This is a genomic window from Haloferax sp. Atlit-6N, assembly GCF_003383195.1.
GTDB lineage: Archaea > Halobacteriota > Halobacteria > Halobacteriales > Haloferacaceae > Haloferax > Haloferax gibbonsii.
Genome location: NZ_QEQJ01000100.1, coordinates 1 through 622, shown reverse-complemented (window position 1 = coordinate 622; position 622 = coordinate 1). Strand labels below are relative to the sequence as shown.

Below are 622 nucleotides of genomic sequence, written 5' to 3'. Positions count from 1 at the left end.
AAAACTTAGGACTAAGTGGTTATTTCACTGAATTACAACAATCTATTACAGGCATTAAAGCGCGCTTACATGAAAAATTCACAGGAGAAACCATCAATAAAAATATACATGGAATCAAGGCTTTTCTCTCCGATTATGCCATAAATCCTAAAATTATCAGCGAAAATATTAAAGAGTTGTTAGGCAAAAGTAAAGATAACGTGGTAGATGCATTTTCAAAAATAAAAACACTTTTTAAAGAGGAACAACAAAATTTAAGGCATACAGAGCTAAATAACGAAATATTGTTAAGTGAAAAGTTTAGTGACTTACAAGATATGATGAAGGATAGTTATAACATAATAAACCATGCGGAAAATATTAAAGAGTTAAGGAATTATAAACAAATAACTCGATTAGAAATTATAGAACAAACACTAGCGCTCAAAGACAATCCTGAAACAGAAAACAAATATAACTTCAATAATTTCAGTAAACACATAGATTGGAGTAATCAAGATAACCAAACGCAAATGTTGGAACTATATAATTATCTTAAAGATGCTAATGAGGCAATTCATTTCAGTGATCCTTACTCTATAGATAACGATTATAATAAATTACAATTAGAGCAATTCACTCT

The 622-nt window shown here is 28.9% G+C and carries 1 protein-coding gene; it reads left to right on the top strand.

Annotation, left to right across the window (positions count from 1 at the left end; genetic code table 11):
• A partial coding sequence (locus DEQ92_RS21375) for a hypothetical protein (RefSeq protein ID WP_199522959.1) occupies positions 1 to 622 on the top strand: 622 nt, incomplete at both ends.